Annotated in this window: 11 protein-coding genes and 2 pseudogenes; 2 read left to right on the top strand and 11 right to left on the bottom strand. The window is 40.2% G+C overall.

Annotation, left to right across the window (positions count from 1 at the left end; all coding sequences use genetic code 11):
* Positions 1–16: 16 nt before the first annotated feature.
* Positions 17–1,051, top strand: coding sequence for a hypothetical protein (locus F0226_RS18805; protein WP_171737073.1), 1,035 nt, complete (start codon positions 17–19; stop codon positions 1,049–1,051).
* A gap of 214 nt (positions 1,052–1,265) precedes the next feature.
* Here F0226_RS18805 and F0226_RS18800 read toward each other — a convergent pair whose 3' ends face one another.
* Positions 1,266–2,663 (bottom strand): tryptophanase, encoded by a 1,398-nt coding sequence (locus F0226_RS18800; protein WP_171737072.1) that lies wholly within the window; start codon positions 2,661–2,663, stop codon positions 1,266–1,268.
* 485 nt (positions 2,664–3,148) lie between these two features.
* Positions 3,149–4,417: an HD domain-containing phosphohydrolase gene (locus F0226_RS18795; protein WP_171737071.1), complete on the bottom strand. Its 1,269-nt coding sequence runs from the start codon at positions 4,415–4,417 to the stop codon at positions 3,149–3,151.
* A gap of 219 nt (positions 4,418–4,636) precedes the next feature.
* Here F0226_RS18795 and F0226_RS18790 point away from each other — a divergent pair, with 219 nt between their 5' ends.
* A complete protein-coding gene (locus F0226_RS18790; RefSeq protein WP_171737070.1) occupies positions 4,637–5,182 on the top strand; it encodes a GNAT family protein in 546 nt (181 codons plus the stop codon).
* A gap of 226 nt (positions 5,183–5,408) precedes the next feature.
* Here F0226_RS18790 and F0226_RS18785 read toward each other — a convergent pair.
* The 9 genes and pseudogenes from F0226_RS18785 to F0226_RS18745 all read right to left on the bottom strand — a co-directional run.
* Positions 5,409–6,710, bottom strand: a pseudogene (locus tag F0226_RS18785) (HAMP domain-containing sensor histidine kinase); the annotation flags it as partial.
* A gap of 31 nt (positions 6,711–6,741) precedes the next feature.
* A complete protein-coding gene (locus F0226_RS18780; protein WP_171737068.1) occupies positions 6,742–7,461 on the bottom strand; it encodes a response regulator transcription factor in 720 nt (239 codons plus the stop codon).
* 285 nt (positions 7,462–7,746) lie between these two features.
* Positions 7,747–9,598, bottom strand: a pseudogene (locus tag F0226_RS18775) (methyl-accepting chemotaxis protein).
* A gap of 238 nt (positions 9,599–9,836) precedes the next feature.
* The gene (locus F0226_RS18770; protein ID WP_216606677.1) at positions 9,837–11,153 is read right to left on the bottom strand and encodes a BatD family protein; all 1,317 of its coding nucleotides are present in this window, start codon (positions 11,151–11,153) and stop codon (positions 9,837–9,839) included.
* The gene (locus F0226_RS18765) at positions 11,143–12,750 is read right to left on the bottom strand and encodes a VWA domain-containing protein (protein ID WP_171737066.1); all 1,608 of its coding nucleotides are present in this window, start codon (positions 12,748–12,750) and stop codon (positions 11,143–11,145) included. Before F0226_RS18765 ends, F0226_RS18770 begins: the two co-directional genes overlap by 11 nt.
* A complete protein-coding gene (locus tag F0226_RS18760; protein ID WP_253820862.1) occupies positions 12,747–13,817 on the bottom strand; it encodes a VWA domain-containing protein in 1,071 nt (356 codons plus the stop codon). The genes F0226_RS18765 and F0226_RS18760 overlap by 4 nt, the downstream gene beginning before the upstream one ends.
* A complete protein-coding gene (locus F0226_RS18755) occupies positions 13,807–14,328 on the bottom strand; it encodes a DUF4381 domain-containing protein (RefSeq protein WP_171737065.1) in 522 nt (173 codons plus the stop codon). Before F0226_RS18755 ends, F0226_RS18760 begins: the two co-directional genes overlap by 11 nt.
* A gap of 4 nt (positions 14,329–14,332) precedes the next feature.
* Entirely contained in the window at positions 14,333–15,328 is a 996-nt protein-coding gene (locus F0226_RS18750) for a DUF58 domain-containing protein (RefSeq protein ID WP_171737064.1), read from the bottom strand.
* A gap of 9 nt (positions 15,329–15,337) precedes the next feature.
* Positions 15,338–16,321 (bottom strand): MoxR family ATPase, encoded by a 984-nt coding sequence (locus F0226_RS18745; RefSeq protein WP_171737063.1) that lies wholly within the window; start codon positions 16,319–16,321, stop codon positions 15,338–15,340.
* Positions 16,322–16,437 lie beyond the last annotated feature (116 nt).

Raw genomic sequence — 16,437 nt, 5'->3', positions numbered from 1 at the left:
ATTTCAATGGCTTAAAATGATTAAAAAAAATATATTCAGAATGACAGCAGTTGGTACGGCGATTCTAATAGTATCTGGCTGTGGGCTACGTACAATATCAGGAACACCCGTTGAGCGCACACTAGGCAATGCTAAGCAGTTTTCAGATTATGATTTATCGCAAGATGAAGATTACAAACATTCAGAAGCAATGCAGCTAATTTCACTCTCTACCCGAGTAAAACCGAGTAAAGCAAATGATTTAGACGCTCATGCTGACGGTTTCAATAATGTGAGCCTAAGAACTGCACAAGCTACAGCTATTGGAGCTACGGTAAACGCTACAATCAATCCTTTTCAAGCAGTATTCCTATTAGTCGGCTTCGAGAGTCAGCTATCTAAAATGAGCAGACGTAATAAGGAAAACGAACTGTTTAAGGTTATACCTACAGATAATCTAACCGAAATTGAAATTACTTCTAAGCTGAAAGAAGCGCAAATAGAGCTCGATTCAATTATCAAAAAAGCTTATCTAGCCGATGACAACGTAGCTAATGTTGTTTTTTTAAATATGATGGATGAAGGGCTCTCAACGGAACTCTATGACGATTACATTGTTCCTCTGACAGAAACAGATGAGGTTGCTTATTGTTATGATAAATCCATTTACAACCAATTCTTGGAATTAAAAGACGATCCTGAATACTCCCCGACCTCCACTTCATTACCAATTTCACATCGTGGGTGCTTTGCCAGAGTTAGAGCTTCTGGAAGGTACTACTATAACGATGTAAATAGCTCTTTACGTTCAATCCCAGATTCAGATTTTATCGTGGCTACAGCAACATTACCGGTACTTTTCCCAGTACAAGAACTGAGAGGCATAAGTGATGATGTTTACCTTTACCAACCCGCGGCAGGATACTTTAGAAGTGCTAACCTTAAGGCACTATTAAAAACAGACCCTGGCATGGTAAAAGCGTATTGGGATCAAGACAATTTTGTAGACGTTCCAAAAATTACAAATATCACCACAGCTGAAGTATTAAGCTTTGGTGGTGAATCTAAATAGCGCCCAAAAGAAAGGGTTCACAGTGCAATGAGCTGTGAACCCTTTCTTAACTAGAAACTTTTACTTACCTCATGTTGCTGCTGATCCTTAGGTTTCGAAAATTTAGACTCATTGTCGAAGAACTAAGCAGAAGTACTTTTTAAAGTGTCCGGCGCATTAACAATGAAGCCGCCACATTAAGTGGCGGCTAAAGTTACAAATTACAGGGTTGAAATTACAGCGAGGTAAAGCGGGCGGTGAAATGGCGCAACACTTCAGGCTCATATTCAAAGGTTAAACCCACTAACTCATGGGCTCTGTCTCGGAGCTCAATAATCGCATCCGCAATGTAGTCCATGTGATCGTTGGTATACACTCGGCGCGGTATGGTTAATCGCATAAGCTCTAATTCCGAAGCTTTTTGCTCTCCCGTCTCAGGATCTCGCCCAAGCAATAATGAGCCTATTTCTACAGCACGGATACCCGCCTCTAAATAAAGCGCATTACACAGTACTTGAGCTGGGAATTGCTCTGCAGGAATATGTGGCAGAATCTTCGCGGCATCCACAAATACCGCGTGCCCACCTGTTGGGTACTGAATCGGAATGCCCGCTTGGTGTAACCTATCCCCTAAATACTCAACCTGACTAATGCGGTAATGTAAAAAGTCCTCATCTGCCCCTTCATACAAACCTCTCGCTAGTGCTTCCATATCACGACCAGCCATTCCGCCATAAGTTACGAACCCTTCCATTGGTACACAACGCGTTCTTACGGCTTGGAACAACTCTTGGTGATCTCGAATACAGCATAAACCTCCGATATTCACCATAGGATCTTTTTTCGCCGACATCGTCAGCATATCGCCATACTGATACATCTCTCGGATGATCTCTAAAATTGAACTGTTCTTATACGCTTCTTCACGCTGTTTAATAAAGTAAGCATTTTCACAATAACGCGCTGAGTCAATCACAACAGGAATATCATGCTTAGTCGCAATGTCATAAACGGCTCTCATATTCGCCATAGATACAGGCTGACCACCAGAACTGTTACACGTAATGGTGGTAATAATGCCCGCGATATTATGAGACCCATACTGTTCTATGGTTGCTTCTAGTTTCTTGAGATCAAAGTTACCTTTCCAGTCATACGGTGTCGTGGTATCAAATGCCTCTTCCGTTACAACATTGATTGCTTTACCGCCATTAAGCTCAATATGCCCGGCTGTGGTATCAAAATGATAATTCGAAATGAATACTGGTGTCTCACCACCACGGACATTTCGCATTCTTTCAATCAAACATGGAAATAGAATTTGCTCAGCTCCACGCCCTTGGTGAGCTGGCACGGTTAGGTTATATCCAAAGAAGTGCTTAACAGCATCACATAAGTTGTAATAGTTACGGCTACCCGCGTAAGACTCATCTCCCATCATGATCCCTGCCCATTGGTTATCACTCATGGCGCCGGTTCCGGAATCCGTCAATAAGTCGATATAGACATCATCACTGCGTAATAAGAAAGGGTTAAGCCCCGCTTCTGCCAATGCAATTTCGCGATCAGCAAGCGTGGTCATTTTAATCGGTTCTACCATTTTGATGCGAAAAGGTTCTGGAATACGTTTCATTTTAATTTCCTTCAGATAGATCTAAGCCGCCTGATTACAGGCATGGTTAAGTTGTTTTTTTGAAGTGGCTGAAATTCAATTAGAGTTAAATGATGAAAACTATTAACTCATTGAAGTAGCGCTATAAGTGCGGGTGCACTAAGGAAATTAATCTGTGGCTTTACTGAGTAAAGAGAGGCAGTAGTCAAGGTTATACCAAGGTGACAACACTAACGTGCTGTCGAGCTGATCTAATTGGCTCATAGCGTTATCCTCCTCCTTGATGAATGATTTTAATTTGAATAATGAAGGCGAGTTATAAAAATCGAAACTGATTTCTATAACTGCCATCTACTTACTATAGCTGAATTCCATTATTGTTGACTGTGACACATGGCTATTTTATGGTCAGCTTTATCTCCTCATGGAAGTGTCTACTGAGAAAAATGCTTACTCAAGCAAGCACCGACCACTTGTTCAAATGGAACTGATTAAGTTATTACACCTTAGTTGGTAGCCATTGATACTCTGTCTGTCGATAAATCAAAGCAGTATTGAGCGTGTTTTTTAAGGCATGAGAACACATCTTTGTCTAATTGATTTCGGATGACTAAGTCAGACATGATAGCCATGGTTTGCTCTAAGCTCATTCCATCTCGATACGGACGAGATTGGCTTAACGCTTGAAACACATCCACTACTGCCACAATGCGGCTTGGCTGATCTAACTGCTCTGCTGTTTTTCCTAATGGATAACCAGACCCATCTAAACGTTCATGATGATTCGATGCCCACTCACAAATCTGAGGAGAATGGAAAAGCTCTTGAAGTGAAAAACGTGTATCGGTAGCGTGACGCTTAATACAGCAAAACTCTTCATCCGTCAGTGAATCGGGTTTGTGCAGAACATCTCTTGGGGTTTGGAGTTTACCAATATCATGAACTAACCCTGCCAAATAGAGCTTCCTTTGGGTTGTTTGTGAATAGCCAAGTTGCTTGGCGAGGTATTCCGTTAATTGCCCAACTTTCAATGAATGTTTGAAAGTAAAAGAACTTTTAGCATCAACCAATTTCGCAATGAACTCACCAAACGCAATGGTCTCACCTAGCGTCATTTTTTGGGAAAAGAATGGTACGGCTGAAAACTTACTGCTCATTATTTCGATATATGAAATGTCCATCGAAAACCAAAAGTCATCGTTATCAACCAACTCACACATGTGCTGAACTAAGTTGCTTTCAAACAAAGTGCCTGCCGAATCCGTTAAGCATTCAATGATGCTTGCTTTCCCTGATGGCGTTAAATTACCAAAGCGATCAGAAGCCGTTTCACCGTATAGGTAATCCACCCTATCTGCCAGCATGATAATGGCAGCAAGCTCTTTTTCTAACATTCCCATCGGCAACGATTGAAGCTCTTCCCATGGCGTATGGTGATATAAAACGGGCTTTGCAAAAATAGAAAGCACTGGGCATTCCTTTAATATTTGGTGCCCTTTCTTGCAGTGATGATGAGTACCTTCCGGCACTAAGCTCGTCAGTAAGCTTCGATGTTCATCCACTTGAGTAATTCCACAGTCATGGATTAACCCAAGCGAAAATGCCAACTGTGCTTGTTCTTCTTCCCAACCCACACTTTGCGCACATCGATAAGCAATATAACCAACTCTTTGCCCATGATTTTGGCTTTCAAACCCCACATTATCCAATGCTCTCGCAATGCCTAGTAGTGCCCGCCTTAAATCCACAGTCACTTCTTCGCAACACAAATCCATTTAATCAACCTAGTTCTTAACGCTTTTTTTATGACGACTGAATACTAATCCAAAATAGGTATAAATAGACATAGAAATACTAAGGTTTTTATCATTTAGTGATATCGGTTGCGTATAACGTGATCTACGTGCCACAAATAAAGCCTAACTTTTCCTGTACAGTCTCGTTGAGCAACATTAGTCTGGTTTATACGCAACTAATTTTCCATAAGGATCGCTATGTTTAAAAACGATATTGATGAGGAACTCTCCATTGCTTTAGTTCAAGAAAGCTTTGCCCCGTTTTATGCTGAAATATCTCAATCTCAAAATGAGTACTTAGCACAATGGCTTGCGTGGCCGCCTCATTGCCAAACAGAGCAGGATTTTAGAATATTCGTTCAACGCAGTTTGAGTGATTATGCTGAAGGAAAAAGCATGACTTGCGCCATTATTTTAAATGGGAAGTTAGTCGGAAATTGCAGCTTTAACAGCATTAACCATGACACTAAAAAAGCGACAATTGGATACTGGCTCTCTCAAGCTGAACAAGGGAAAGGTATTATTACTCGAGTTGTGAAAAAGCTGATTGATATTGGGTTTAATGAACTTGATATGGAAAAGATTGAAATTTCCGCTGCCGTGGGTAATAAACCAAGCCGTAAAGTCTGTGAGCGACTAGGATTCGAATTAGAAGGGATAATCACCCGAAATGAGAACTTAAATGGCCGAGTGATTGACCATGCTACCTACGGATTACTGCGTGTTAACAGCAGGTACAATTAAATTACTTGAATTGCACTTAACAACTGGCTTACTAGCGCGGCTCTATGAGAAGGCAAAGATTAATCACTAATACGCAGTGCAAGGCTTAAAAAAACAAGGGCGACCTAAGTTGCCCTTATTGAAAATCTACCGTGCATTTGTGATTGAGAGCTAATGTCAATTATTCAGTTGGAAGATACCCGTTGTAATTGACGGTAACCGAATTAGATAGTGGCTTAGAGTGAGACTTAGGCATTGAAACAACAAACTTCGCACCGCCATGCACACTCCCTTTAATGCTAATTTTCCACCCAAGTTTCTTTGCCGCAGAGTTGGCAATTGCTAACCCTAGACCAAACCCACCGGTTTTTAATGTTCTACTTTGATCCAACCGTGAAAATGGTAACAGTACTTCATCACGCTTTTCTTCTGGTATGCCTTCACCATTATCTTCTATAGCAATCAACCAATTTTCTGAATTCTCATCCAACGTGACCCACACTTTGTCTTTCGTGTAATTGCCCGCATTTTTCAAGATATTATCCAAAACTAAACGTGCCATGGTGCAATCACATTTAGTTTGAATACCATGAAGTAACCGAGACTCAAACTCTACACTGGGTAATTTTGAATAGCGTACTCTATCTAAACAATATTCACTTAAATCAGTCTTCGTTTTGACCAGTTCAAAGAATGAATTATCCGCAACATTAAGCTTAGACAACATAATAATATCTGATGTCAGCTCATTGATATCATCAATATAATTATCTATATCATCAAACAGTGCTTGTTGTTTTTCAGGGGCTTCACGCCTTAATAAATCGGCGGCCAATTGAATTCTACTAAGTGGGGTTCGCACTTCATGGGGGATAGCTTGAGCAAATATATGGCTTTGTTTTACTTTACTTTCAATCTCTTCCGCCATTGAATTAAAACTATCAGCAAGGTCAGAAATAGGGTGAAGTTCCTTAGAGCTAGACCTTGTACTGAGTTTCCCTTTTCCAAACTGTTCTTGCTTAGCAACCAGTAGCTCTATTCGTTCCTGCAAACGGCGAATAGGTAGGTAAATACTCGCGCCAATGGCAAACACGACAGCAAGTAACAATGCGATCAAAAAATGCCTTTCAGAGTCTTCATACCACTCAATATTTGGGCTGAAGAATTCCTCTATTTCACTAAAGACAAAGCTGTACTTAGAGTTTGGTAAAGGAAAAACCGCCGAGTATAAATTCGTTTCTGTGAGATAGACTGGGATGGTATTCAGAGTCGTATAAAGCTCGCATTTTCGGCATGGAGCTTCTCCATCCCAGTTTTCGATTAACCTTAAATTAAAAATATAAAACTGCTGATATCCCGTTCTATCAAGCTCACCATATAAAGATTTAGGTTGGTTACGCTGATTAACGTATTGCTCAACAAAATAACTGCCGTCATTCAAAAACGTTTCAATTTCGGTTCTTCTCATATGCCCATCACCTAAAGTGATGAATAAAAACAGAGTAGAAATCAACCCGATAACAATCCCGATATACAAACGAGCAAACATAGAAATATTCTTTAATTTTTGCAGGATAATCTTAAGCAACAAGCATGTACCCCTTGTTTCTAACGGTTCTTATCCACTGTTTTTCGTTAGCATGAATACGAAGCTTTTTGCGTAAACCAGACACCCGCATATCGATTGAACGGTCATTGAATGAATAGTCGATACCACGGAAAAGCTGACAACACTGATCTCTCGTAACAACTTCACTCATGTTTGTGACTAACAAATTTAGAATATCGAATTCAGCAGATGTGAGTTTTAGATTTTGACCATTTAAATATGCAGACTGATCACCAACATCGATGAAAATTCCATTTGGGTTAGGAACATTTTCTTGGCTTTCAATAGAATGGCTAGTGGAAGAAGGCGAATTGTTAGCGGCTAAAGAAGCACGACGCAGCAAAGCCTCAATTCTAGCTAATAAGGCATGACCTCGAATAGGCTTAGTCACATAATCATCAGCACCAAACTTAAATAGGCTGACTTCACTGACTTCATCTTCAGATGCCGTCAAAACTAAAATGATACCGTGATAAAACTCTCGCGCTTGGCGACATATTTGAGTACCACTCATACCTGGTAACATCAAATCAAGTAATACGAGATCTGGTTCAAAACTGCGTATCTTGTCTAGTGCGAGGTTACCATCATGAACAGCGCTCACAACGTAACCCTCGGCTTCTAAATAAAGAGTAGTTAAGCGGGCTATTTCTAGATCGTCTTCTACAATGAGTACTTTAGCTTTAGACATCAATATCATCCGTATTTATAAATGCGGGCGTATTATATATGCCATACTGATTCATTCAACAGTGTGATGCTCGTCATTATTTTACCGTATGACAATTAATTTGCATCAATAATGTACACCTAGTTTTACATAGTTGTTTGCATATAACACTTTGGGATTCACGGATGTATTGCCCTAACTCGATTCATGGCAAGTTACCTCACTCACCATCGCTTTCTGCTCCAATGAAACGAGCGTTACACTTTAATAGTGTAATAAAATGTAACGCTGAATAAGTCAAAGGTGTCAGACAATAAAGCGGTTTAGTACATGGTCCTGCTCCAATATTTTACTTTGTTGGTTATCGAGTGACTTACTCGCATTTTCCGCAATATTTGTAGCATCAGTAGACAACTCTTTAATTCGAAGCGTATTCCCATTGATTTCTTCGGACACTAAACTCTGTTCTTCAGCCGCAGAAGCTATTTGAATACTGACTTCGGTAATTCTATCTATTTCTTGTTTAATTTCTTCAAGTACCAACTCTGCTAACTTCGCTTTGCTTACGGCATCTGTCGTTGATTGCTTACTTTGGTCCATAGCACTAGAAACCGTTCGCGCTCCACTTTGTAAGTGCTCAATCAAACTTCCGATTTCAGAAGTAGAATCCTGCGTACGCTGGGCTAACGTCCTAACTTCATCGGCTACTACAGCAAAACCACGACCAGAATCACCAGCTCTCGCTGCTTCTATCGCTGCATTTAATGCCAATATCGTTGATAACATTTAGTACGGTTTCAATGTTTGCTGTCGCAGCTTCTAGGTTTTGCATTTCTATCAAAGCTTGCTCAATCTGTGAAGCAAGAAAATCAATCGAGGTTCCAGTTTCACTCATTGCATTTGAACCTCTCTCCGTTGCATCTCCTGCGTCTTTGGCTGCTGACGCAGCACCTTGGGCATTATTGGCCACTTCAGATGCAGTAACGGACATCTCATTCATCGCCGAAGCTAACTGCTCAAGTTCCTGAAGTTGCTGGTTCATCGTTCCAACTGACTTTTTAGATCCCGCCACCGTGACTTCTGTTACTTCCAATATCTCCTGGCCTAACTGTTTAGATTCGATAATCTGGGTTTGAATTTTGTCTGAAAATGCGTTGAAACCCTCTGCTAATGTTACGAATTCACGGTCTGTATTTGTATCAAGTCGTTTTGTTAAATCTCCCTCACCAGAGGCAACATTTTCGATGGCATCATTTAAAATATGAATTGGTCTAATCAAGTATTTGATCAACAGACTTAAGATAACCACACTGACTAATGCTGCTACCAAACCATAAAGTAGAGAGGTATTACGCATTTTGTAGACACTCTGATACGCTTTTTCTTCATCAACAATCGCCCCAATTAACCAATTTTGCCCCGGAATTTCGGCTATACGAATTTGGTATAATCTTTCGTTTAATTCTATTTTTTGATCTTTCAAATGAAGGTTAATATCCGGTATATAGCTCGTTACCTCTTCTCCATTTTTTGATGTATCAGGGTGAGCAATAGTGATCCCTTTATCTGTCATAATGAAAAAATCACTCGCGTTAAACAGGTGTACCTCACCGACCAAATCAGACAAACCACTCAGATCGACATCAAAAAACATTGATCCAACAAATTGTTTATTTTGAAATACTGGGGTACCGATTGAGATGACAGTTGTCCTTGTAGAAACATCGATATACGGCTCTGTAACGATCAATTGCTGTTTTGATGCACTTTGTTGATACCAAGGACGAGTTCTCGGATCGTAATCAGAGCCAGCCTGCCAGTTATCATCATTCTCGACAAACGACCCACTTCTTTCTTCACCAAAACCTACGGCAATAAAGTTCTCTTTTAAGATAGAGGTTTCAATAACATTCTGGACCTCTTGAAGCGTATCACCGTAATACTGAACAGTTTCAGTAGTGAAGCGAGCTAAGTTTTTTTTACTTTGCAGTTCTAGAGCAATGACATTTGTCATTTCTTTTACCATTTGGTTTAGACTTGTATGCTCTATGACTTCTAGCTCTTTTCGTACCGTGTAAGCTTGCATGGCGGTAAGTAAAGCGATGGAAGAAAGCAGCAGTAATGACGATGCAAGCAATATTTTTTGACTAAATTTCAATTTCTAATTCTCTGTGTAAACGGATTTAGCCCATTTCGAAATTGATCTTCCTTGCAGTCTCGATATGAACAGTAGAGTCATGCACTCAATATTCTGCAACTGAGAAAATTAGAGCATTACTTAGGATTCGACTTAAACCTAAGCTAATTATCTATGACCGTTATAGCGAGGTAATCAGTATTTTTACGGTAAATAAATGCTGACTAATTACCCTGTCAGTAAGCTGCTATGTTCATTTTCATCGGGTGATCCGACACCAAAGATTTATTAAATATCGACTATTAAATAAAGTTACTTTTGATAGCTTCTTATAACGTCTATGTATTGACGTATCGTCTAGCTCTTTACCTTGTGTAAACAATCTGTATTGACCGTATTTGGTCAGAAACCTTTCATAAACAATATTCTCAGAGTCAACCACCTCTTTTTTCACCAACGACAGTAAAAACCTGAATAATAATGGCGATTTACGCGAAGAATAATAAACAACCAATTTCTTCATCATGATGAGAATAAGCAAAACACAGGCAACAGCCACCAACAACTCATGAAGATAAGCCTTAACCCATGATCCTAACGTGTACTTTATTCTGTAGTTAGCTGAATCCAATTTTAGGCTTTTTATCTCCTGATTTTCAGGCTCCCAAACAAAGAGAACGACTTCTGGCAAGGTAAACTCTCCGGCTTCTTTTACAACGTAGGTTATCGCTTCTACTTTTGTAGTTTTATTCACCCCACGAATACGCGTCTCATTAATTTGAGAAGATTGAACGAAGCACTTCACATAATCAGTTGTATAAGGAAAATCATCGCAATTCACTAGTTCCGGTAAAAGCATCGAGTTTGTGTTACTCGCGGTTAAAGTGATGGTTCTTGTTATCGAGTCACCAACATTAATGTGTAATTGTTCTCTATCTTCACTGCTACTGACCACCGTTATTTGTTGTGAAACATCCACATTATCAGCAGTCAACCAAAGGTGCGGTTCAAACATAAAAGCGCTCTGCTTATTCGCACTAAATCGAATGGGCTCAGTCTGAATAAAGCCACTTACATTGCTATTTTTTTCCTTATTGTTTTTATTTTCATGGGCATTTTTACCGCTACTCCCGCTGATGTTTTTGATTTCTAGCTCAATGGTGATACTTGGAATTAAAAACTCGCCGCTTTGTAATGGATAAACAACAACCTCCCATATTTGCTGGGAATAAGTCTTCCCATTTATACGTTTAGTTGAGTTTATAGAATGAAGTTGGTTAGAAAGAACCACTGCATTATCAACTTCAAATCGATGTATGTGAGTTCCTTTGGTGAACCAAGTGTCAGACAGTATTTCAATATTAACTATCACTTGTTCATGAACAGAAAAAGCGCGACTGTAGTTATTGCTATGTGTACTATTTCCACCGTGAGCATCATCCACCCACGCATTAACCTGAAGACTTCCTCGATGAGATAAGTCGCTAATTTCCATGCTGAAGCTATTGCTCGTCACTAATAACAGCAAAAGCAGACAGGATGATAATAGTGTTCTGCATGTAAAGTTAGTGCTCACTTTCAAACTCCTTACTTATCCCTATGCCCGCCTCGAATTGAATGTAAAACTTGGAAGTTAAAAAATCAGAGAGATCACTTTGCACCGCTCTCATCCATTTATCATTTTCTGAAGCGTTTGATAATATTTGCTCAGCAGTAAGTACTTCTTTGATTAGCAGCTTTGATTCTACTTCTTGCTGAAGCCCTTCTGACGTTTGAGGTTTATCCCCTAAATCTCGACTACTTTGCTGCTCATTATTATTGGCTTGGCTCTTGGTGAATTGTTCGATGTCCTTAATGATTTTTTCCACAATTATTAGGTTAGTTTTGGCTGCAATACTGTTGGGGTATACCTCTAGCAACGAGATATAAAAACGCTTAGCCGCTAAATACTCTTTTTGATGAGTCAATGACGCCGCGACACCCAACTGAGAGTGAAGATCATCATTTCTCATGAAGTACTGTTGAGCAATTTCGTATTCACCAGCTTGAAAATAGGCTGTCGCTTTCCATTGGTCATTATCAAATAACTCGGCGGAAAGCGTGTATTCACCTTGTTGATAATAATACTGACCCTGCTGATCTTTGGTTAACCACAGATCGACAAAAGACCACTCACTTGCGGTGACATTTGGTGAATAGAATGAAAAGCTACTTAAACATAAAATAATTCCCCAATGAACGAGCCACCCTTTGCGGAACCACATTAGATAAACAACTAAGATGAACCACACAAGTGAATACCCAGAATCAAACCAAGGCTCAGACGACACCATATTCATTTTAGCATTTTGGGTAATAATGCGTTCAAGCCTACCGACATCATTATTAGTTGGTGAAAACTGGACATAATCACCATTTACCGACTCACTTAAGCTCTCCAACTTTCCACTTTGTAGAGGGAAATTAGAAGGACGATCAGGGTGACCGATTCCATAAGTTAATAATCGATGAGGTCGGTGCTTAAAATATTGAGTGTAAGAAGTAATTGATTGTTGATTTAAAGCATCTGTCACTAGCATAACGGTTGCTGAGTCGCTTAAACTTAATAGTCTCTCAATCACTGGCACGGTATATTCCGCAAACTTACCTTGCCTTGGCATTATCTCTGGCTTAATTGACTCTAATAGCGGTTTGAAAATTGCTATATCTTGTGTAAAAGGCATCGCGACATGTGCACTCCCTGAATATACGATTAACGCTGTTTCTCCAGAGTTTCTTGCTTCTATCGTCTCCAAGATTTTTTGTTTTGCCATGATCAATCGGCTTGGTGCAACGTCTGTTTGATTCATCGTATCAGACACATCCAGCACCACGATCAATTGAGAGTTGTCTTCTCCAAATAACGAAGATTGGCGATACCAACTTGGACCTGCAGCAACGAAAATGGCAGCAAGACCAATCACAAAAAGTAGTTTTTTGGGTAACTGCTTTCCCCAAGAAGGTTGCTCTACCCGCATCGCTTTCGCTAGATGTGTCGGCAGCACCTTTAACCACTGTTGTTCACTAGCTTCACGCTTCGAATGGATCAGCAAAAGCCCAATAAAAGGCACAATTAATAAAAGCCACTCAACTCGAAGAAAATGAAACTCAGAAAGAAATATAGGTACAGTCATTTGATTTCCTCCCCTATATTGGGACACTGTCTCGTTCTAAATAAGCTCACAGCCATGAACAAAAGATGGTGCAATACAAGCAAGATTACTGGCACAAAATGTAGGCTAACTTTGGGTTGAAAGGTAAAACTCTTGTAAACCGTAGGCTCTAAGTCTGCAATCATTTGATAAACCAATTGAAGCTCTTGGTATGACATCGCTAAAAATGACTGGCCACCAGTGATGCTGGCAATACTGTTTAGCGTTTCAACTTCCAAAGCTTGTTCTCCTGCAGTATTAGGGTTACCCATCGCTATGGTATGAATCCTAATGTTGTTTGCCGCAGCAACTTTAGCCGCGTCTATAGGAGGAACAAGGCTGTTGGTATCATTTCCATCGGTGAGGACAATCATCACTCTTTGCTTGTCATTTTCCCTAGTATCTTTGCCATCTCTACTCTTACCTTTATTTTTGTCTTTATTACCCTCGCTATAATCAATAGCTTCCTCTGAAAGGTAAGTTTTAATCCCCAGACCTATTGCGTCCCCTAGGTGAGTACTTGGTCCAGCCATTGCAACTTGGCTTTCTTTCAATAAAGACAACCAAGCTTTATGGTCAGCTGTAAATGGCGATTGCATGTACGCAAAATCACCAAAAACAATTAACCCTAGCCGATCTCCCTTACGCTGTTCACTGAACTCACTCAAAACTTGCTTCGCAGCTTGTAACCTTGATTCTTCAACACCATTCACACTATAGAAATCGGTGGTCGACATAGAACCCGACAAATCAACCAGTACCATCAAGTCTCGTCCGTCTAAATCTCTAGTTTCTTCGTCACCTAGCCATACTGGTTTTGCTGCTGAAATAACTAACAGTATCCAACCGAAGACCAATGAAAATCGTTGCCAGCGCCCAGGTTTTATATCTGAACTTCCGTTATTCACATTTAGCTGCAGGTCTTCGACCAATCGCGTAAAAAATGGAACACGAATGGCGACTCTTTGAGTCTGATATTGAGGTGCAAGGAGGTAGATAAAAAGAGGAATCGGCAATAAAGCAAATACCCACGAATATTCAAACTCCATAAGCAGCATCTCGCTTGTGGCACTTGATCCATTCAATCGTGTCACTTTTCACTTGGGTAAGCTCAGTGCTCGTCCATACTCGAGCCGAATTAGGTCGATAAATCGACTTTTGCCAATGTTCGTGAACCTCTGAAACAAAAAGAGAGTCTTGCGAAGTTATAGATAAAAAACGAAGCCATTCTTTACCTGTAAGGTGGGCAATATTGTGATTAGGGAATGCATAACATGCCGTGTTTTTCAGCACATTGTTTAGGCTGCGTAATTCAGTGGCAGCATCGCCTGTAAAACATGCTTGAGCCCATAATTCATCACGTTGTTGCACAAAAGATAATGCTTTTTTTCGATAACGTTCCTCTTTATATTTTTTAATAAATCGAATACCAAGCCCTGCCAAACCAAGGCCGATAACGACAAACAGAACTTTCCAACCAAAAGTTTGAGGATAAAAGGCGATGCTGATTGGGAGTTCTGGATCAACAAAGTTTTTTAGTAGAATATTATTGGATGGCATCACTTCACCCTCTTACTTTATTAAGGAAATGATTAATGTGATGACCAGAAGTATCAAGCTCAATAAGAGGGAAACCCGCAGAGCCAAATAAGGTTTGCCGAGCAGATTTTTCTTGCCCAAGCCATTTATTGTAGTCGCCAAGCTTGGTGTTCATACTTTGGCTCACAGGAAGTTGATGGTTTCCATCGCTGATCAGCATTGGGTCACTGAACATCAAATTCACTTCCATAGGGTCATTAATAGCAATACCTAAAACATCATTATGACGCTTTAACCATTTAATCCTTTCAACATCGTCAGGCTTCATACCAGAGAAGTCACTAATAAATATAAGCAAGCTGCCTTTTAATTTCAGCTTCATTAATTTCGTTAATCCAAGACTCAGAGATGGTTGCTCAGTCACAGCCTTATCAGGGGAGTTTATCTTTGACTTCTTCGAAATTGATTGGGAGAGCATTGGTTTAAATGACTGAAATTTAGAAGAAGTTGTGACTAAGCTTTGGTTCATTGACGTCAGTGTTTTTAAAACTCGTGAAACATGTGCAATGTTTCTTTGTGGTTTGTACCACTTAGCTTCAAAATCATTGAACAACAACGCGCCAATTCGATCATTACTTTTAATTACCGACCAAGCGCAACAGGCGCCGATATGAGCCGCAACAACAGACTTCATTGTATCAACAGAAGAAAAAAACATACTGGTTCGTTGATCAACGACTAAGATCACCGGTTTATCTTTTTCTTCACTGTAAACTCTTATATGAGGCTCTCCGGTTCTCATTGTCACTTTCCAGTCAAGGTTTCTCACATCATCACCCATCTGATAATGACGGAATTCCTCAAAGTTGATCCCACGACCACGATACTTAGATTGATGACGACCTGACATTTTACTCCCCGCCTTTTTTGAAGGAGGAAGAACGAGTTTAGACGCTGACATTTTCATGGACATTAGCGTACTCAACTCAGCAGAAATTCTAGGGTCTTGTGAAATATTCATAAGATGTCTTTAAGTCAAAGGAACGGTGAGAAGTAGCTCATCAATAATTTGTTTGGTCGTCACGGAATCTGAAAGGGCTTCAAAGCTTGGAGTGATACGGTGACCAAGCACAGCTGTCACAACACTTCGAACATCATCAGGTGTAACATGGTCTCGCCCTTCAATCCAAGCATGAGCCCTACTGCATTTGTCTAATGCAATAGACGCTCTTGGGCTCACCCCAACGTCTATCCATTCCGACAATTTAGAGTGTTGATATTGCTCCGGTTGCCTTGTCGCAATAACCAAATCAACAAAGTATTGATCGATAGGAGGCGAGCAATAAATTCGCTTAATTTCTTCCTTGGTTTGAATCAGATCTTCTCGTGTAAAAGCACATGTCGTTTCACTTTTGCAAAGGTCTAAATCTTCGCCTAACTCTTCTTTTCTCATTAAATGAATAATGTCCATTTCAGCTTCCCGTTTTGGGTAACCAACTTCAATTTTCATAATAAAACGGTCCATTTGCGCTTCAGGTAACGGGTATGTGCCTTCTTGTTCAATAGGGTTTTGCGTTGCCATCACCATAAAGGGAACTGGAAGTGCTAAAGACTCGCCTCCAACCGTCACCGTATTTTCAGCCATTGCTTCTAGCAAAGCAGCTTGAACTTTCGCAGGAGCACGGTTAATTTCATCGGCTAAAACGATGGAGTTAAAAATAGGACCCGGTTGGAATACCAAAGAAGCACTTTCTTGCTGATACATTTGCGTGCCAGTGACATCGGAAGGCAATAAATCTGGAGTAAATTGAACACGACCAAATGCCAAGCCTAATGCATCAGAAAGCATTTTAACTGCTCGAGTTTTTGCGGTACCCGGTAGACCTTCAAGTAGAATGTGTCCACCGGTCAATAACGCAATGACCATCGCTTTTGTCACATGTTCCTGTCCAACAATTCGTTGGTTAACATGTTCAAACAATGAAATAATTGAAGAATTGGATTTCTGAGACATAAAAGACCTATCGGAGCGCTGCTCCGCCGTAATTAGAAATACTCACAAAGGATTGGATATAGCTACTGCTGCTATATTTTTACTGCCATATTGTTTACTACTATGTTTTTATTAAC

The sequence above is a fragment of the Vibrio sp. 99-70-13A1 genome, from assembly GCF_013114625.1.
Classification (GTDB): Bacteria; Pseudomonadota; Gammaproteobacteria; order Enterobacterales; family Vibrionaceae; genus Vibrio.
This window is presented reverse-complemented; position numbering and strand designations above follow the sequence as displayed.

What these genes read in the sequence shown, in the direction of transcription:
- F0226_RS18750 (WP_171737064.1), bottom strand. Translation starts at nt 15,328, where the DNA reads ATGAATATTTCACAAGACCCTAGAATTTCTGCTGAGTTGAGTACGCTA.
- F0226_RS18805 (WP_171737073.1), top strand. Translation starts at nt 17, where the DNA reads ATGATTAAAAAAAATATATTCAGAATGACAGCAGTTGGTACGGCGATT.
- F0226_RS18745 (WP_171737063.1), bottom strand. Translation starts at nt 16,321, where the DNA reads ATGTCTCAGAAATCCAATTCTTCAATTATTTCATTGTTTGAACATGTT.
- F0226_RS18790 (WP_171737070.1), top strand. Translation starts at nt 4,637, where the DNA reads ATGTTTAAAAACGATATTGATGAGGAACTCTCCATTGCTTTAGTTCAA.
- F0226_RS18800 (WP_171737072.1), bottom strand. Translation starts at nt 2,663, where the DNA reads ATGAAACGTATTCCAGAACCTTTTCGCATCAAAATGGTAGAACCGATT.
- F0226_RS18795 (WP_171737071.1), bottom strand. Translation starts at nt 4,417, where the DNA reads ATGGATTTGTGTTGCGAAGAAGTGACTGTGGATTTAAGGCGGGCACTA.
- F0226_RS18765 (WP_171737066.1), bottom strand. Translation starts at nt 12,750, where the DNA reads ATGACTGTACCTATATTTCTTTCTGAGTTTCATTTTCTTCGAGTTGAG.
- F0226_RS18755 (WP_171737065.1), bottom strand. Translation starts at nt 14,328, where the DNA reads ATGCCATCCAATAATATTCTACTAAAAAACTTTGTTGATCCAGAACTC.
- F0226_RS18760 (WP_253820862.1), bottom strand. Translation starts at nt 13,817, where the DNA reads ATGGAGTTTGAATATTCGTGGGTATTTGCTTTATTGCCGATTCCTCTT.
- F0226_RS18780 (WP_171737068.1), bottom strand. Translation starts at nt 7,461, where the DNA reads ATGTCTAAAGCTAAAGTACTCATTGTAGAAGACGATCTAGAAATAGCC.